This is a genomic window from Azoarcus sp. CIB, assembly GCF_001190925.1.
Lineage (GTDB): Bacteria > Pseudomonadota > Gammaproteobacteria > Burkholderiales > Rhodocyclaceae > Aromatoleum.
Genome location: NZ_CP011072.1, coordinates 2390726 through 2403714, shown reverse-complemented (window position 1 = coordinate 2403714; position 12989 = coordinate 2390726). Strand labels below are relative to the sequence as shown.

Here is a 12989-nt window from a genome sequence, read left to right as displayed (position 1 = left end):
CACCGCCGTCAGCGTTTCTGGTTCTTCTGCGCGGGTTTGGCCGACTTGCCGGATGATTTCGGCGCCGCCTTGGCGCCCGATTTCGTGGGAGCTTTCGCGCTTCCTGACGAAGCCTTCCCGGCCGTGCGGTTCCGGCTGCCGGCGGACGCTTTGCCTGCACGCGATTTTCCGCCGTTCTTCGCCTGAGCGCCCTTGCGTCCGCCCTTCTTGTCCGCCATCGATGCCGACGGGGACGGAATCGTGCTCGTGTCGAGCGCCGCGTTGCGCGGGATCATCCGGGACGCGGCGATGGCACCGTCGGGCTCGATGCCGTCGGGCACGAGCAGGGTGTAGCCGGGGCTGACCCGGCTGCGGGCATCCAGGCCGTTGAGCTGGTGCAGTTCGTTCAGCGACAGGCCGAAATCGCGTGCGACCGACGCGAGGGTGTCGCCGCGCCGCATCTCGTAGGTACGCCACTGCTTCCCGCTGCTCTCATGCTCGGCGAGACGCGCGCGGAAGCGTTCGGCGCGGTCGACCGGGACCACCAGCGAGTTGGCCTGTGCGATGGCGGGGCGGTTGTACGAGGGGTTGAGCGCGAGGAACTCGTCGAGCGGCATTTCGGCGAGGCGTGCGGCGGTCGCGAGGTCGATGCCGGCGGGCGCTGTCACGGTGACGAAGTGCCGCGTGTTGGGGACGTAGGGCAGTTCGAAATGGAAGAGCTCGGGCTGCGCGACGATGTTCTTCAGCGCCTGCAGCTTCGGGACGTAGTTGCGGGTTTCCTCGGGCATTCGCAGCTGGCTGTATTCCGCCGGCAGGCCTCCGGCGAGATTGCGCTGGACGGCCCGCCCGACGGCACCTTCGCCCCAGTTGTAGGAGGCGAGCGCGAGATGCCAGTCGCCGTGCATGTCGTAGATGGTCTGCAGGTAGTCCAGCGCGGCATTGGTCGAGGCGATGACGTCGCGCCGCTCGTCCACCCACTTGTCCTGGGTGAGGTTGTAGTTGCGCCCCGTCGAGGGGATGAACTGCCACAGGCCCGAGGCGCGCGCGCGCGAATAGGCCATGGGGTTGTAGCTGCTCTCGACCATCGGCAGCAGGGCGAGCTCCGTCGGCATGCCGCGGCGTTCGAGCTCGTCGACGATGTGATAGAGGTAACGTCCGCCGCGCTCGAACACCTTTTTCAGGTAGCCGGGCCGGTTGAGGTAGAAAAGCTGCTGTTCGGCGACGACATCCGTGTCGAGGTCGGGCATGCCGAAGCCACGCCGGATGCGGTCCCAGATGTCGTTCGCGTCGCGCGTGAGGTCCAGCGTGAGCACGCGGGGGACGGGGTCGCGCAGTTCGAGCACCTGGCCGGGGGACGCGGCGAGGCCTTCCGACGCCCGTGCGGCGGACGGCGGACGCAAGCTCCCGAGCGAGCGCGTGGTGGCCTCGACCGGCGCGGCATCGGCGGGCGCATGGGTATCGGGGGCCGGGGCATCCTCTGCAGTCGCGGAGGACGCTGCCCCAGCCAGCACGATGACCAGCAGGAAAATTCTCAGGAGAGGAATCGCCATGAATCCGGCGCCTCGTTAGACAAAAAGAGGGTGGACTCTATGGCAGGGGCGAAGGTGCGTCAAACCGGAAGTCGCGGGCGACGACCGGCGGCTCAGGAATGGTGCCGGCGAAGGGGGGGAAACTCCGGCCGGGTCCGGCCGATGTTGTGCGGGGGCGCTGCTTCTAGCGACATATCGGAACTTAGTTGATACGATAACAAGGTTTTATCGTTCCGCTGGAATATCGACAGGCATGAAGGTTCTCGTAATAGAAGACACCGTGACGAGTGCCGCCCTGATCTGCCGGATGCTGGGCGGGATGGGGCTCGAAACCGTGCACCGGCGCGACGGTGAGGCCGGCATCGATGCTTTCCGGCAGTCACGCCCCGATCTCATCATGCTCGACGTCGTGATGCCCGGGATGGATGGCTTCGAGGTTGCACGGCGCATACGCCAGCTCGAGTCGGACGGCGAATGGACGCCGATCATCTTCCTTTCGGCGCGGACGCGTGACGAGGACATCGAACGCGGCATCGCCGTGGGCGGCGATGACTATCTCGTCAAGCCGGTTTCCGAGGCGGTGCTCAAGGCGAAGGTGCGCGCCATGCAGCGCATCGCCCACATGCGTGCCTCGCTCGTGGCGCTCACGCGCAAGCTGGACGAGGCGAATCGCGAGCTGACGCGCCTGTCGGCCTTCGACGGGCTGACGGGGATCGCTAACCGCCGCACCTTCGATGTGACGCTCTCGCGCGAATGGCGGCGCAGCGCGCGCAGTGGAGCGCCGATTTCGCTGATGGTGGTCGACGTCGACTGCTTCAAGCAGTTCAACGACGCGTACGGCCACCAGGTGGGCGACGAGTGCCTGAAGGCGGTCGCGCGCGCACTGGCCGGCAACACCCGGCGGCCGATCGATCTGGTGGCGCGTTACGGGGGCGAGGAATTCGCCGTCGTGCTGCCGGACACCGACGCACAGGGCGCCGCGATCGTCGCCGAGTCGATGCGCAGGGCGGTCGAGGCGCTGGCGATCACGCACCGCCACTCGACGGCGGCGCGGGTCGTCACGGTGAGTGTCGGTATCGCGGTGACGAAACCCGAGCGCAGCGACGACGGCGGCTTCGCGACCCTGCTCGCACGTGCCGACGAAGCGCTGTACCGCGCCAAGCGCGACGGACGCAACCGCTGGCACCTTGCCGCGGCACCCGCGCTCGCTGTGGTTCAGTAACGTCGGTCAGAACACGTCCTTCCAGCGGCGCAGGGCAGCGAAGCATTCGGCGGAATTCGCCGGACGCTGACCGCTGTGTGCCGTGACCGTGTCGATCAGCCCTGGCGAATCGGTGCGCAGGAAGGGATTGATGCTGCGTTCGCGCTCGATGCTGGTGGGCACGGTCGGGCGGCCGACGGCGCGCAGGGCCTCGCATTCGGCGAGCCAGGCATCGCGCGCCGGGTTGACCGGTTCGGCCGCGCGGGCGAAGGCGAGGTTGGCCAGCGTATATTCGTGGGCGCAGTAGACCGCGGTGTCGCCCGGCAGCTGTGCCAGACGTTGCAGCGATCCATGCAGTTGCGCGGCCGTGCCGCCGAAGAGGCGGCCGCAGCCCGCGCTGAACAGCGTGTCGCCCGCGAACAGGATGCCGGGCGTGTGGTAGGCGATATGCGTGGTCGTATGGCCCGGGATCGCGAACACGGTGAGCCGGAGGTCCAGCGCGTGAAGGACGACCTCGTCGCCTTCGCCGACACGGCGCGTGAGGCCGGGAATGTTCTCTCCGGCGGGGCCGAATACGGCGGGTTGATGGCGCGCGGCGAGTTCGGCGACGCCGCCGATGTGGTCGTCGTGGTGGTGGGTCAGCAGGATCGCCACGAGCCGCAAGCCGTGTTCCTGCAGGGCCGCTTCGACGACGGAGGCGTCGCCGGGGTCGACGACCGCCGCCCAGGGGCCGCGGCGAAGCAACCAGATATAGTTATCGCGGAAGGCCGGAAGAGGGATAATGTCGGCGCTGCGGATTTTTGAGTGCTGATCGTCCATGTCCATCCTCAGTCTGTCGGACTGGCTTGAAACCCCGCAGGGAAACTATCTGCTGCGCTGGGAAAAGGCCAAGTTCGATCTCATGGTAGCCGACATTTTCGGCTACAACGCCGTGCAGATCGGATTGCCGGAATACGACTTCCTGCGCGGCAACCGCATCCCGTTCCGTTTCCACTGCGCGCGCTCCGGCGACATCGCAGTCGTTGCGGAGGGCGGCGCGCTGCCGTTCGCGTCGGCGAGTATCGATCTCGTGCTGTTGCCGCACGTGCTGGAGTTCTCGCGCAATCCGCACCAGGTGCTGCGTGAGGTCGAGCGGGTGCTGGTGCCCGAGGGCAGCGTGATCATCGCCGGATTCAATCCCTTCAGCCTGTGGGGATTGCGGCGGCTGGTGGCGCGGCGTTCGGGGGCCTATCCGTGGCGCGGGCAATACCTGTCGGTGCGGCGTACGAAGGACTGGCTGGCGCTGCTGGGTTTCGAGACGCAGGCGGGCAGCTTCGGCTGCTACGCGCCGGCGTTCGCGAGCACGAAATGGCTGGAGCGCTGGGGCTTCATGGACAAGGCGGGCGACCGCTGGTGGCCGATCTGTGGCGGTGCCTACATCATCCAGGGCATCAAGCGGGTGCAGGGAATGCGCCTGATAACGCCGAACTGGCGCGATGCGCGCGCCGCGGCAAAGCGTCTTGCACCGGTGGCCCAGCGCGGGCGGCAGGTGACGGGCGGCGTACAGAAAGTGGAATAGATGGAAGAAGTCGAGATATTTACCGACGGGGCCTGCAGCGGCAACCCGGGACCCGGCGGCTGGGGCGCGATCCTGCGCAGCGGCCCGCACGAGAAGGAAATCTGGGGCGGGGAGCCGCAGACGACCAACAACCGCATGGAACTGCTCGCGGTGATTCGCGCGCTGGAGACGCTCAAGCGCCCGGTCGCGGCGCGCGTGCATACCGACAGCCAGTACGTGCAGAAAGGCATTTCCGAGTGGATCCACGGCTGGAAGAAGCGTGGGTGGAAGACCGCCTCGCGCGAGCCGGTGAAGAACGAGGACCTGTGGCGCGCGCTGGACGAGGCGGCGAGCCGCCACAAGGTCGCGTGGATCTGGGTACGCGGTCACGCGGGGCACGCGGAGAACGAGCGCGCGGACGAACTCGCGCGCCGCGGTGTCGATGCCGTGCGTGCGCGCGGCAGCTCCGTCGCCGCGATCTGATGAACCGGCCCGCAAGGGCGCGAACGAACTACCGGGGATGAACCCTTGAGACAGATTGTCCTGGATACGGAAACGACCGGCCTCGACTGGCGCAACGGCGACCGCGTGATCGAGATCGGTTGCGTGGAACTGCTCAATCGCAACCTGACCGGGCAGCATTTTCACGTCTATATCAACCCGGAACGGGGGATCGACGCCGAAGCGATCGCGGTTCACGGCATCACCGAGGACTTCCTCGCCGACAAGCCGAAATTCCGCGACGTCGTGGGCGATTTCATGAATTTCGTCCGCGACTCGGAACTCGTGATCCACAACGCGAGCTTCGACGTCGGCTTCCTCGACAACGAACTGTCGCTGCTGGGGCATCCGAAGCTCGGGGCGCTGTGCACGGGCGTGATCGACACGCTCAAGATGGCCAAGGAGCTGAATCCGGGCAAGAAGGCCTCGCTCGATGCGCTGTGCGACCGCTTCGAGATCGACAACGCCGCGCGTACCCTGCACGGCGCGCTGCTCGACGCGGAACTGCTCGCGGACGTGTATCTGGCGATGACCCGCGGGCAGGAAAGCCTGATGATGCTGCTCGACGACGAGCCGGCGATGGGCGGCCTCGACGCCAGCGGCAGCCCGATCGAGCGGCCGCTGTTGCGCGTGCTGCGCCCCTCGGCCGACGAACTGGCCGAGCACGATCGCGTGCTGCAGGACATCAGCAAGGCCAACAAGGGCCCCTGCCTGTGGACTCCGCCGGTGCCGGCCGAGGAAGCGCCGGTCGCCTGAACGGTAGCGAGGAATTCGTAGAACCCGTAGGGCGGAAAAGCGAAGCGCCTTCCGCCGCATGTCGGTGGGTGGTGAGGCGCATCCGGCGGCGCAGTTGGCAACATCGGCCTACGGCTCATCCGCCCTACGAGCTACAGGATCAGCCTGCCCCCTGGCAGGCTGCCGGCCTGCTCCAGCCGGGTGACGGTGGGGCCGAGGTCCAGGCCGGTCTTTTCCTTCAGCGTACGGGCGCGGTCGCGCAGTTCTGTCACCGGAATGTCGATCCCGTCGCCCTCCGCGCCGAAGGCGACGACGTTGCCGCTGTCGCACGACGGAAAGGCGATCGCGCGGTCGTCGAAGGCCGTGACGATGCGCTCGACGCTGGCGCGGAAGCCGCGCGAGCGGCCGAAGAGATTCACCGACATCAAGCCCTGTTCCGATAATCGGGTTCGTGCAGCCGCATAGAACGGCGCGGTATCCAGCGCACCTGCGCGGGCGTTGCGATCGAAGCCGTCGACGAGGATCAGGTCGAATTTGCGCTCGGTCTCCATCACGAAGCGCACGCCGTCGCCGACGTGGATCGCGAGTCGTTCGTCCTCGTCCGGGAGCTTGAAGAACTGGCGCGCTGCGGCGACGACGCGCGGTTCGATCTCGATGACCTGGGTGCGCGTCTGCGGGCAATGATGGTGCAGGAAGCGCGTCAGCGATGCGGCGCCGAGGCCGATTACGAGCGCGGTCCGGGGCCACTCTTCGGCCTCGCGCAGCAACAGCCCCGCCATCATCTCCCGTGTGTAGGCGAGTTCGAGCGCGTTGGGGCGGCGAATGCGCATCGCGCCCTGGACCCACTCGGAACCGAAATGCAGGTAGCGGACGCCGCCGTCTTCGCTGATGTCGATCGGCGTGCTCATGCGGTCATCCGCTTCAGCGCATAGAGGTGTTCGAGCGCCTCGCGCGGGCTGAGGCTGTCGGGATCGATCTCGGACAGGGCGGTGAGCGCCGGGTGCGACAGGGGTTCGTCTTCCGCTTCGGGCAGCGCGGCGAACAGGTCGGCCTGCGGGCCGGCGCCCACTTCGCGGTTTTCCAGCGCGCGCAAACGGCGTTTGGCGTCGCGGATCACGGAGCCGGGAATGCCGGCGAGCGCCGCGACTTCGATTCCGTAGCTCTGGCTCGCGGGGCCTTCCTCGACAGCGTGCAGGAAGACGATGCGGTGCGCGTGCTCGACCGCGTCGAGGTGCACGTTGGCGCATTCCGGGTAGTCTGCGTTCAGGCGCGTGAGCTCGAAGTAATGGGTGGAGAAGAGCGTGAGGCAGCGGTTCTTGTCGAGCAGGTGGCGGGCGATGGCGAAGGCCAGCGCGAGGCCGTCGAAGGTCGAGGTGCCGCGGCCGATCTCGTCCATCAGCACGAGGCTCTGGTCGGTGGCGCCGTGCAGGATCGCCGAGGCCTCGGTCATCTCGACCATGAAGGTCGAACGGCCGGACGCGAGGTCGTCCGAGGCGCCGATGCGCGTGAAGATCGCGTCGAGCGGGCCGATGCGCGCAGCCTGCGCGGGCACGAAGGCGCCGACGTGGGCGAGCAGCGCGATGAGCGCGACCTGGCGCATGAAGGTCGATTTACCGCCCATGTTCGGGCCGGTGATCATCAGCATGCGGCGCGTGGGCGCGAGGCTGCAGTCGTTGGCGATGAAGTTCTCGACCTGACGTTCGACCACCGGGTGGCGGCCGCCGACGATGTCCATGCCGGGCTGGTCGGAGAACGTCGGGCGGACGTAGCCGTAGCGCACGGCCGCCTCGCCGAATGCGCCAAGGCCGTCGAGGCAGGCGAGCGCGCGGGCGATGTGCTGCAGCGTCGGGATGTGGGCGGCGAGGTCTTCGAGCAGGGCCTCGTAGAGCATCTTCTCGCGGCCGAGCGCGCGCTCCTGCGCGGACAGCGCCTTGTCCTCGAAGGCTTTCAGCTCCGGGGTGATGTAGCGTTCGGCGTTCTTCAGCGTCTGGCGGCGGCGGTAGTCGTCGGGCACCTTGGCGGCGTTCGCGTGGCTGACTTCGATGTAGAAGCCATGCACCTTGTTGAACTCGACCTTCAGGTTCGCGATGCCGCTGCGTTCGCGCTCGCGCGCCTCGAGCGCCATCAGGAATTCGCCGCAGTTGGTCTGGATGCCGCGCAGCTCGTCGAGCTCGGCATCGAAGCCGGCAGCGATCACGCCGCCGTCGCGCACTGCCGCGGCGGGTTCGGGGGTGACCGCGCGCACGAGGAGATCGAGGGCGGCTTCCGGTACGCCGAGGGCGCCCACGAGTTGGGCGAGCAGGGCGGATTGCGGACGGTCGAGCGCGTCGTGCAGCTCGGGCAGGCGTGCGAGGCTGTCGCGCAGCGCGGCGAGGTCGCGCGGGCGGGCGCTGCGCAGCGCGATGCGCGCGGTGATGCGGTCGACGTCCGCGACGCCGCGCAGCGCCTGGCGGGCGTTCGCGAGCATGCGCGCGTCGCCGCTGTCGTTGCCGATCAGCTCGCTGACGGCGCCGTGGCGCGCGGCGGCGTGATGACGGTCGCGCAGCGGGTGATGCAGGGTGTGGCGCAGCCAGCGCGAGCCCATGCTGGTGACGCAGGAGTCCAGCAGCGACATCAGGGTGGGCGAGGGCTCGCCGCGCAGCGTCTCGGTGAGTTCGAGGTTGCGGCGCGTCGCGGCGTCGAGGCGGAGGTATTCCGATTCGCGCTCGACCTTGAGGCCGGTGACATGTTCGAGACTCTGGCGCTGCGTGCTGCGCGCGTAGTCGAAAAGGGCGGCGGCGGCGCCCAGGGCGACCGGCATGCCTTCGACGCCGAAGCCGGTCAGGTCGCGCGTGCCGAAGTGGTTGGTGAGCAGCCGTTCGCCGGTTTCGCCTTCGAATTGCCAGTCGGCAAGGCGGCGCAACACCGGCGACAGCGTCTCGACCAGCGGCAGCGCGAGGCCGTCGGGCACCAGCACCTCGGCCGGACGCAGGCGTTCGAATTGGGCCTGCAAGTGTTCGGCGGGACATTCCATCACGCGCAGGTCGCCGTTCGCGAGGTTCAGCCAGGCGAGGCCGAGGACGCCGCGGTGCAGGTTCGCGGCGAGCAGGAGTGAATCGGAGCGGTCGTCGAGGAGAGCCGCGTCGGTGAGCGTTCCGGGCGTGACGATGCGGCTGACCGCGCGCTCCATGGGGCCCTTGGTCGTTCCCGGATCGCCGACCTGCTCTGCGATGACGACCGATTCGCCGAGTTTCACCAGCCGCGCGAGGTATTGCTCGACCGCGTGGAAGGGGACGCCGGCCATCTTGATCGGTTGTCCCGCGGACTGTCCGCGCGTCGTCAGTGTGATGTCGAGCAGCCGGGCGGCCTTCTCGGCATCCTCGAAGAACAGCTCGTAGAAGTCGCCCATCCGGTAGAAGAGCAGCGTGTCGGGGTGCTGCTGCTTGATCCGGAGGTATTGGACCATCATCGGAGTATGGCCGGCAAACTCGTCATCGTTCAGCGGCTTGGGTAATGTTTCTTTTTTCATTCAATAACTTGTCTGATTCTGTCGACGACTTATCGATCGTCCTTCGTCATGTGTCGTCAGGCTGGGGAGATCAGCCGGCCGGGTCTGGTCCGCGGCATTCGATGCGGTGATGCGCCGTCGGCGGGATGCGAAGCCATCCGGGCGACGACGGCAAAGCTCGTATTGTCTTCGAAGAGCACCCCGCGTGCGACGGCTAAAATCGAAAATCTGTTGTCGTGTGCAGACAAGTGCCCTCCAGGCGACTCACGTAACTTGAGTCCGCATAACAGGAGGAGAGACATGCACAACACACAACAAAAGCGCTGGACGCTGACCGTTGCCTGCCCCAGCGCCGCAGGCCAGGTTGCCGCGATTTCCGCCTTCCTTGACGGTCAGGGCTGCTACATCAACGAGTTTTCGTGCTTCGACGACGACCTCAGCGACCGCTTCTTCGTGCGCTGCGTCTTCAGCCGCGAGAGCGAGGGCGACGTCGCGATCGACGTCGCGACCTTGCGTCACGAGTTCGCGCCGCTGGCCGCGCGTTTCGGCATGGACTGGGCGATGCACGCGCTGTGCGAGCGGCCCAAGGTCCTGATCATGGTGTCGAAGCTCGATCACTGCCTGCGCGACCTGCTATATCGCTGGCGCATCGGGGAGCTGCCCATCGACATCGTCGGCATCGTGTCGAATCACCCTGACCTCGAATTTCTCGCCGCGGCCGACGGCCTGCCGTTCCACCACCTGCCGGTGACCGCCGAGACCAAGCCGCAGCAGGAAGCGAAGCTGATGAGGATCGTCGAGGAGACGGGTGCCGAGTTGGTGGTGCTGGCGCGCTACATGCAGGTCCTGACCGACGACCTGTGCCGGCGTCTCGCCGGCCGTGCGATCAACATCCATCATTCCTTCCTGCCCGGATTCAAGGGGGCGAAGCCCTATCATCAGGCGCATGCGCGCGGCGTGAAGCTGATCGGCGCCACGGCCCACTATGTGACCGGCGACCTCGACGAGGGGCCGATCATCGAGCAGGTCGTCGACCGCGTGACGCACGCGCACAGCGCCGAGCAGTTGCTCTCGGTCGGTCGTGACATGGAATGCCAGGCGCTCGCGCGAGCCGTGCTGTATCACGTCGAGCGTCGCGTCTTCCTGAATGGTACCCGTACGGTCGTCCTGCCCTGATCGTGTCGATTCCATTGCTCGGCGTCTTGATGGCGCCGGCGGTGCGTATAGACTTCGAATGGAAACTACGACTTTCAGGGTATCTCGATGAGCAACGCAACTCCCGGCCACGGGCCGGGCCACTGGGCCGGACGAGGCGGCGACGCGCCGATCCGCTTCGGCTTTCTCCTTGTTCCCGACTTCACGCTGATCGGCTTCGGTGCGGCGGTCGATCCCCTGCGCCTTGCGAACATGGTGGCGCGCAGGAAGCTGTATGAGTTCGTGACGATCACGATGGACGGCGAGCCGGTGCGTTCGAGCGCCGGTATCTGCGTCCAGCCCGACTATGCAGCGGCCGATGCGACCGACCTCGACGGCGTCTTCGTCGTTGGCCCCAATCCGCTGCCGATCACCGGTACCGAGCCGATCCAGCGCTGGCTGCGCACGCTCGCGGGCCGCGGCGTCGCCATTGGCGGGGTGGATACGGGCAGTTATTTCCTCGCCTGCGCGGGGCTGCTCGACGGACATCGCAGCACGATCCATTGGGAGGACATGGACGCGCTGCTCGACCGTTTCCCGCGTCTCGTGGTGTCGAACAAGCTCTATGAGGTCGACCGCAACCGTTGCTCGTGCAGCGGCGGCATTGCGCCGGTGGAGATGATGATCCACCTGATCGGCCTCGGCGGAGGAGGGCGCAAGGTGGCGAAGGCGGTGGCCGAGCTGCTGATCTACGAGTGCCGCGGCCCGGACGAAAAGCAGAAGACCTCGCTGCGCGACGTCTCCAATGCTTCGCATCCCAAGCTCGTCGAGGCGATCAAGCTGATGGAGTGCAACATCGAGGAGCCGCTGTCGATGGAGGAGCTGGCGGCGCACATGCAGTTCTCGGCGCGCCAGCTCGAGCGCCTGTTCCGCGAGACGTTGAATTGCACGCCGCGCCAGTATTACCTGCAGATCCGCCTCGAACGCGCGCGCCAGCTCCTCACGCGCACCAACCGCCCTATCGCCGACATCGTGATGGCTTGCGGATTCGTGTCCTTCGCGCATTTCTCGCATCGCTACCACGCCGGTTTCGGCATCTCGCCGAGCGCCGAGCGCAGGCGTCACACTGCAGACGCGGCAGGGTCGGCCAAGCCGGCCTGAGTCGCGTCGGCGTCCTTCTCCCTCTCCCACGGTCGTTCCGCGACCGGGTTGCACGCCTCCGGCCGATTTCGGTCGGAGGCTTTTTTTCGTCGTTTTCACGAAACAGATTGTCGTCAGCTGGATATCGAAGCGGGACGCCCATCACTAGGATAGGGTTAAATACAGCCGGCCTGGCGGCGGTACCGAACGCAGTCTTGCGTGACGAACCAAGCCAGCCGTGCAGGATGACCAGGGAGCGGGTTCACAAAGACTCCCGGCATCACCGCAGCGCCCCTTCGGGGGCGAAGCGCTAAAACAAATACAAGGCAGCAAGGCCACACAAAGGAGGCAGTACGATGGAGTACGGTACGGCAAGAATCCCGCACGACAAGCGGGAATACGGGTTCGTCGACACGGTATTCACGTGGTTCGGATCCGGGGTCAACACGGGATCGTGGGTGTTCGGCGGCATGGCGGCCGCGCTCGGGATGTCGTTCGTGTGGTGGTACAGCGCCGTGTACCTGCCGCTGATGATGATCCCGTGGGCGATGGTGGCCTGGATCGGGTGGAAGCACGGCGCGTCCACGGTGACGTCGACCATTCCCGCGCTCGGGGTCAAGGGCGCGCGCTTCATGGGCATCGGCGAATTCCTCGGGCTGATCGGCTGGCCCAGCATCAACACCTTCATCGCCGCGATCTCGCTGACGCACGTGTTTCACGCGATGTTCGACTGGCCTGCCTATGGTTCGCCGGGTTCCACCTGGCCGCTGGTCGCCGGCATCCTCGTCACGGCGTTGCTGCAGGGCATCATCGTGTGCATCGGCCACAGTGCGATCAAGTACCTGGAATGGCTCGCCGTCGTGCTGCTGCTCGTTCTCGGCATCTGGGAAACGAAGGTCGTGCTCGAGCATTGGGACTACGACAAGATCGCCAACTTCACCCTGCCCGCGGCCCAGCATTCGCCGGCGTTCTACATCGATCTGGCGTTCGGTTTCTGCTGGGGCTGGGCGCAGATTTGCGACTTCTCGCGTTTCTCGAAGAGTTCCACCTCGGCCACCGTCGGCAGTTGGATCGGCGTGAACCTGGGGCAGGGGTGGTTCATGCTCGTCGGCGCGATCGGCGTCATCGGCGTCGTCCTCGAAACGGGCGTCTTCGATCCGAACAACGCAGACCCGAGCTCGACCATCGCTTCGCTCGGTCTGGGCATGGTGGCCTTCCTCGTGGTCTTCTTCGCCACGGTGAGCACCAACGTCACGGTTCTTTACGGCGCAGGCATGGGGCTGGTCGGCGCCGCCCGCACGTCGAATCCGCGCAAATTCCTGTACTTCATCGCGATCCTGCAGCTGGTGATGTGCTTCCTGCCGCTGGTGTTCGACAGCTTCATCCACTACTTCGAGTTCTTCCTCGGGATCGTGGGTGGCGTCTTCATCCCCTTGTGGACCCTCGTCGTACTCGATTATTTCGTGGTGCGGCGGGCGCGCGTGCGCGACGAGGATCTCTTTGCCGGCGAGGACCGTCTCGGGCGTACGCTGAGTGCCCTGGGTGACTGGAACATCTGCGGGTGGGTGGCAATGATCGCCGGACTGGCGGTGTTCTATCTGCTGCACTACGGGTTCAAGGAAATCGCCATCGTGACGACGGCCTCGCTGCCCGCCATTGCGATCACCGCGGTGACCTATCTGCTGCTGGTCGCCGTGAAGGGCGTCCCGGCGCAGTCGCGGGTAATGAAGCGCGCCTGAGCGGGAT

The 12989-nt window shown here is 66.5% G+C and carries 11 protein-coding genes; 7 read left to right on the top strand and 4 right to left on the bottom strand.

Annotated elements, in window-relative coordinates:
- Nucleotides 1-8: 8 nt before the first annotated feature.
- A complete protein-coding gene (locus AzCIB_RS10655) occupies nucleotides 9-1529 on the bottom strand; it encodes a transglycosylase SLT domain-containing protein (RefSeq protein ID WP_050415878.1) in 1521 nt (506 codons plus the stop codon).
- 232 nt (nucleotides 1530-1761) lie between these two features.
- Here AzCIB_RS10655 and AzCIB_RS10650 point away from each other — a divergent pair, with 232 nt between their 5' ends.
- Nucleotides 1762-2730: a diguanylate cyclase domain-containing protein gene (locus AzCIB_RS10650; RefSeq protein WP_050415877.1), complete on the top strand. Its 969-nt coding sequence runs from the start codon at nucleotides 1762-1764 to the stop codon at nucleotides 2728-2730.
- Nucleotides 2731-2736: 6 nt separating this feature from the next.
- On the opposite strand, the gene gloB is transcribed toward AzCIB_RS10650, so the two are convergent.
- Entirely contained in the window at nucleotides 2737-3528 is a 792-nt protein-coding gene (gene gloB / locus AzCIB_RS10645) for a hydroxyacylglutathione hydrolase (RefSeq protein ID WP_050415876.1), read from the bottom strand.
- On the opposite strand from gloB, the gene AzCIB_RS10640 reads away from it, so the two are divergent.
- The 3 genes from AzCIB_RS10640 to dnaQ are packed head-to-tail and all read left to right on the top strand — an operon-like array spanning nucleotide 3527 to nucleotide 5503.
- Nucleotides 3527-4267: a class I SAM-dependent methyltransferase gene (locus tag AzCIB_RS10640; protein WP_050415875.1), complete on the top strand. Its 741-nt coding sequence runs from the start codon at nucleotides 3527-3529 to the stop codon at nucleotides 4265-4267. The genes gloB and AzCIB_RS10640 overlap by 2 nt on opposite strands.
- On the top strand, nucleotides 4268-4729 hold the full coding sequence (gene rnhA, locus AzCIB_RS10635) for a ribonuclease HI (RefSeq protein ID WP_050415874.1): 462 nt from the start codon (nucleotides 4268-4270) through the stop codon (nucleotides 4727-4729).
- Nucleotides 4730-4774: 45 nt separating this feature from the next.
- Nucleotides 4775-5503: a DNA polymerase III subunit epsilon gene (gene dnaQ / locus AzCIB_RS10630; RefSeq protein ID WP_050415873.1), complete on the top strand. Its 729-nt coding sequence runs from the start codon at nucleotides 4775-4777 to the stop codon at nucleotides 5501-5503.
- Nucleotides 5504-5634: 131 nt separating this feature from the next.
- Here the strand turns inward: dnaQ and AzCIB_RS10625 are convergent, their stop codons facing one another.
- A complete protein-coding gene (locus AzCIB_RS10625) occupies nucleotides 5635-6390 on the bottom strand; it encodes a fused MFS/spermidine synthase (protein WP_050415872.1) in 756 nt (251 codons plus the stop codon).
- Nucleotides 6387-8990, bottom strand: coding sequence for a DNA mismatch repair protein MutS (gene mutS, locus AzCIB_RS10620; protein ID WP_050415871.1), 2604 nt, complete (start codon nucleotides 8988-8990; stop codon nucleotides 6387-6389). The genes AzCIB_RS10625 and mutS overlap by 4 nt, the downstream gene beginning before the upstream one ends.
- A 279-nt stretch (nucleotides 8991-9269) precedes the next feature.
- Here mutS and purU point away from each other — a divergent pair, with 279 nt between their 5' ends.
- The 3 genes from purU to AzCIB_RS10605 all read left to right on the top strand — a co-directional run bounded on the left by purU (nucleotide 9270) and on the right by AzCIB_RS10605 (nucleotide 12982).
- Nucleotides 9270-10145, top strand: coding sequence for a formyltetrahydrofolate deformylase (purU, locus tag AzCIB_RS10615; protein ID WP_050415870.1), 876 nt, complete (start codon nucleotides 9270-9272; stop codon nucleotides 10143-10145).
- 87 nt (nucleotides 10146-10232) lie between these two features.
- Entirely contained in the window at nucleotides 10233-11264 is a 1032-nt protein-coding gene (locus AzCIB_RS10610) for a GlxA family transcriptional regulator (protein ID WP_050415869.1), read from the top strand.
- A gap of 335 nt (nucleotides 11265-11599) precedes the next feature.
- Nucleotides 11600-12982: a purine-cytosine permease family protein gene (locus AzCIB_RS10605; RefSeq protein WP_050415868.1), complete on the top strand. Its 1383-nt coding sequence runs from the start codon at nucleotides 11600-11602 to the stop codon at nucleotides 12980-12982.
- Nucleotides 12983-12989 lie beyond the last annotated feature (7 nt).

What these genes read in the sequence shown, in the direction of transcription:
- rnhA (WP_050415874.1), top strand. Translation starts at nt 4,268, where the DNA reads ATGGAAGAAGTCGAGATATTTACCGACGGGGCCTGCAGCGGCAACCCG.
- AzCIB_RS10640 (WP_050415875.1), top strand. Translation starts at nt 3,527, where the DNA reads ATGTCCATCCTCAGTCTGTCGGACTGGCTTGAAACCCCGCAGGGAAAC.
- AzCIB_RS10655 (WP_050415878.1), bottom strand. Translation starts at nt 1,529, where the DNA reads ATGGCGATTCCTCTCCTGAGAATTTTCCTGCTGGTCATCGTGCTGGCT.
- purU (WP_050415870.1), top strand. Translation starts at nt 9,270, where the DNA reads ATGCACAACACACAACAAAAGCGCTGGACGCTGACCGTTGCCTGCCCC.
- gloB (WP_050415876.1), bottom strand. Translation starts at nt 3,528, where the DNA reads ATGGACGATCAGCACTCAAAAATCCGCAGCGCCGACATTATCCCTCTT.
- mutS (WP_050415871.1), bottom strand. Translation starts at nt 8,990, where the DNA reads ATGAAAAAAGAAACATTACCCAAGCCGCTGAACGATGACGAGTTTGCC.
- AzCIB_RS10605 (WP_050415868.1), top strand. Translation starts at nt 11,600, where the DNA reads ATGGAGTACGGTACGGCAAGAATCCCGCACGACAAGCGGGAATACGGG.
- AzCIB_RS10625 (WP_050415872.1), bottom strand. Translation starts at nt 6,390, where the DNA reads ATGAGCACGCCGATCGACATCAGCGAAGACGGCGGCGTCCGCTACCTG.
- AzCIB_RS10610 (WP_050415869.1), top strand. Translation starts at nt 10,233, where the DNA reads ATGAGCAACGCAACTCCCGGCCACGGGCCGGGCCACTGGGCCGGACGA.
- AzCIB_RS10650 (WP_050415877.1), top strand. Translation starts at nt 1,762, where the DNA reads ATGAAGGTTCTCGTAATAGAAGACACCGTGACGAGTGCCGCCCTGATC.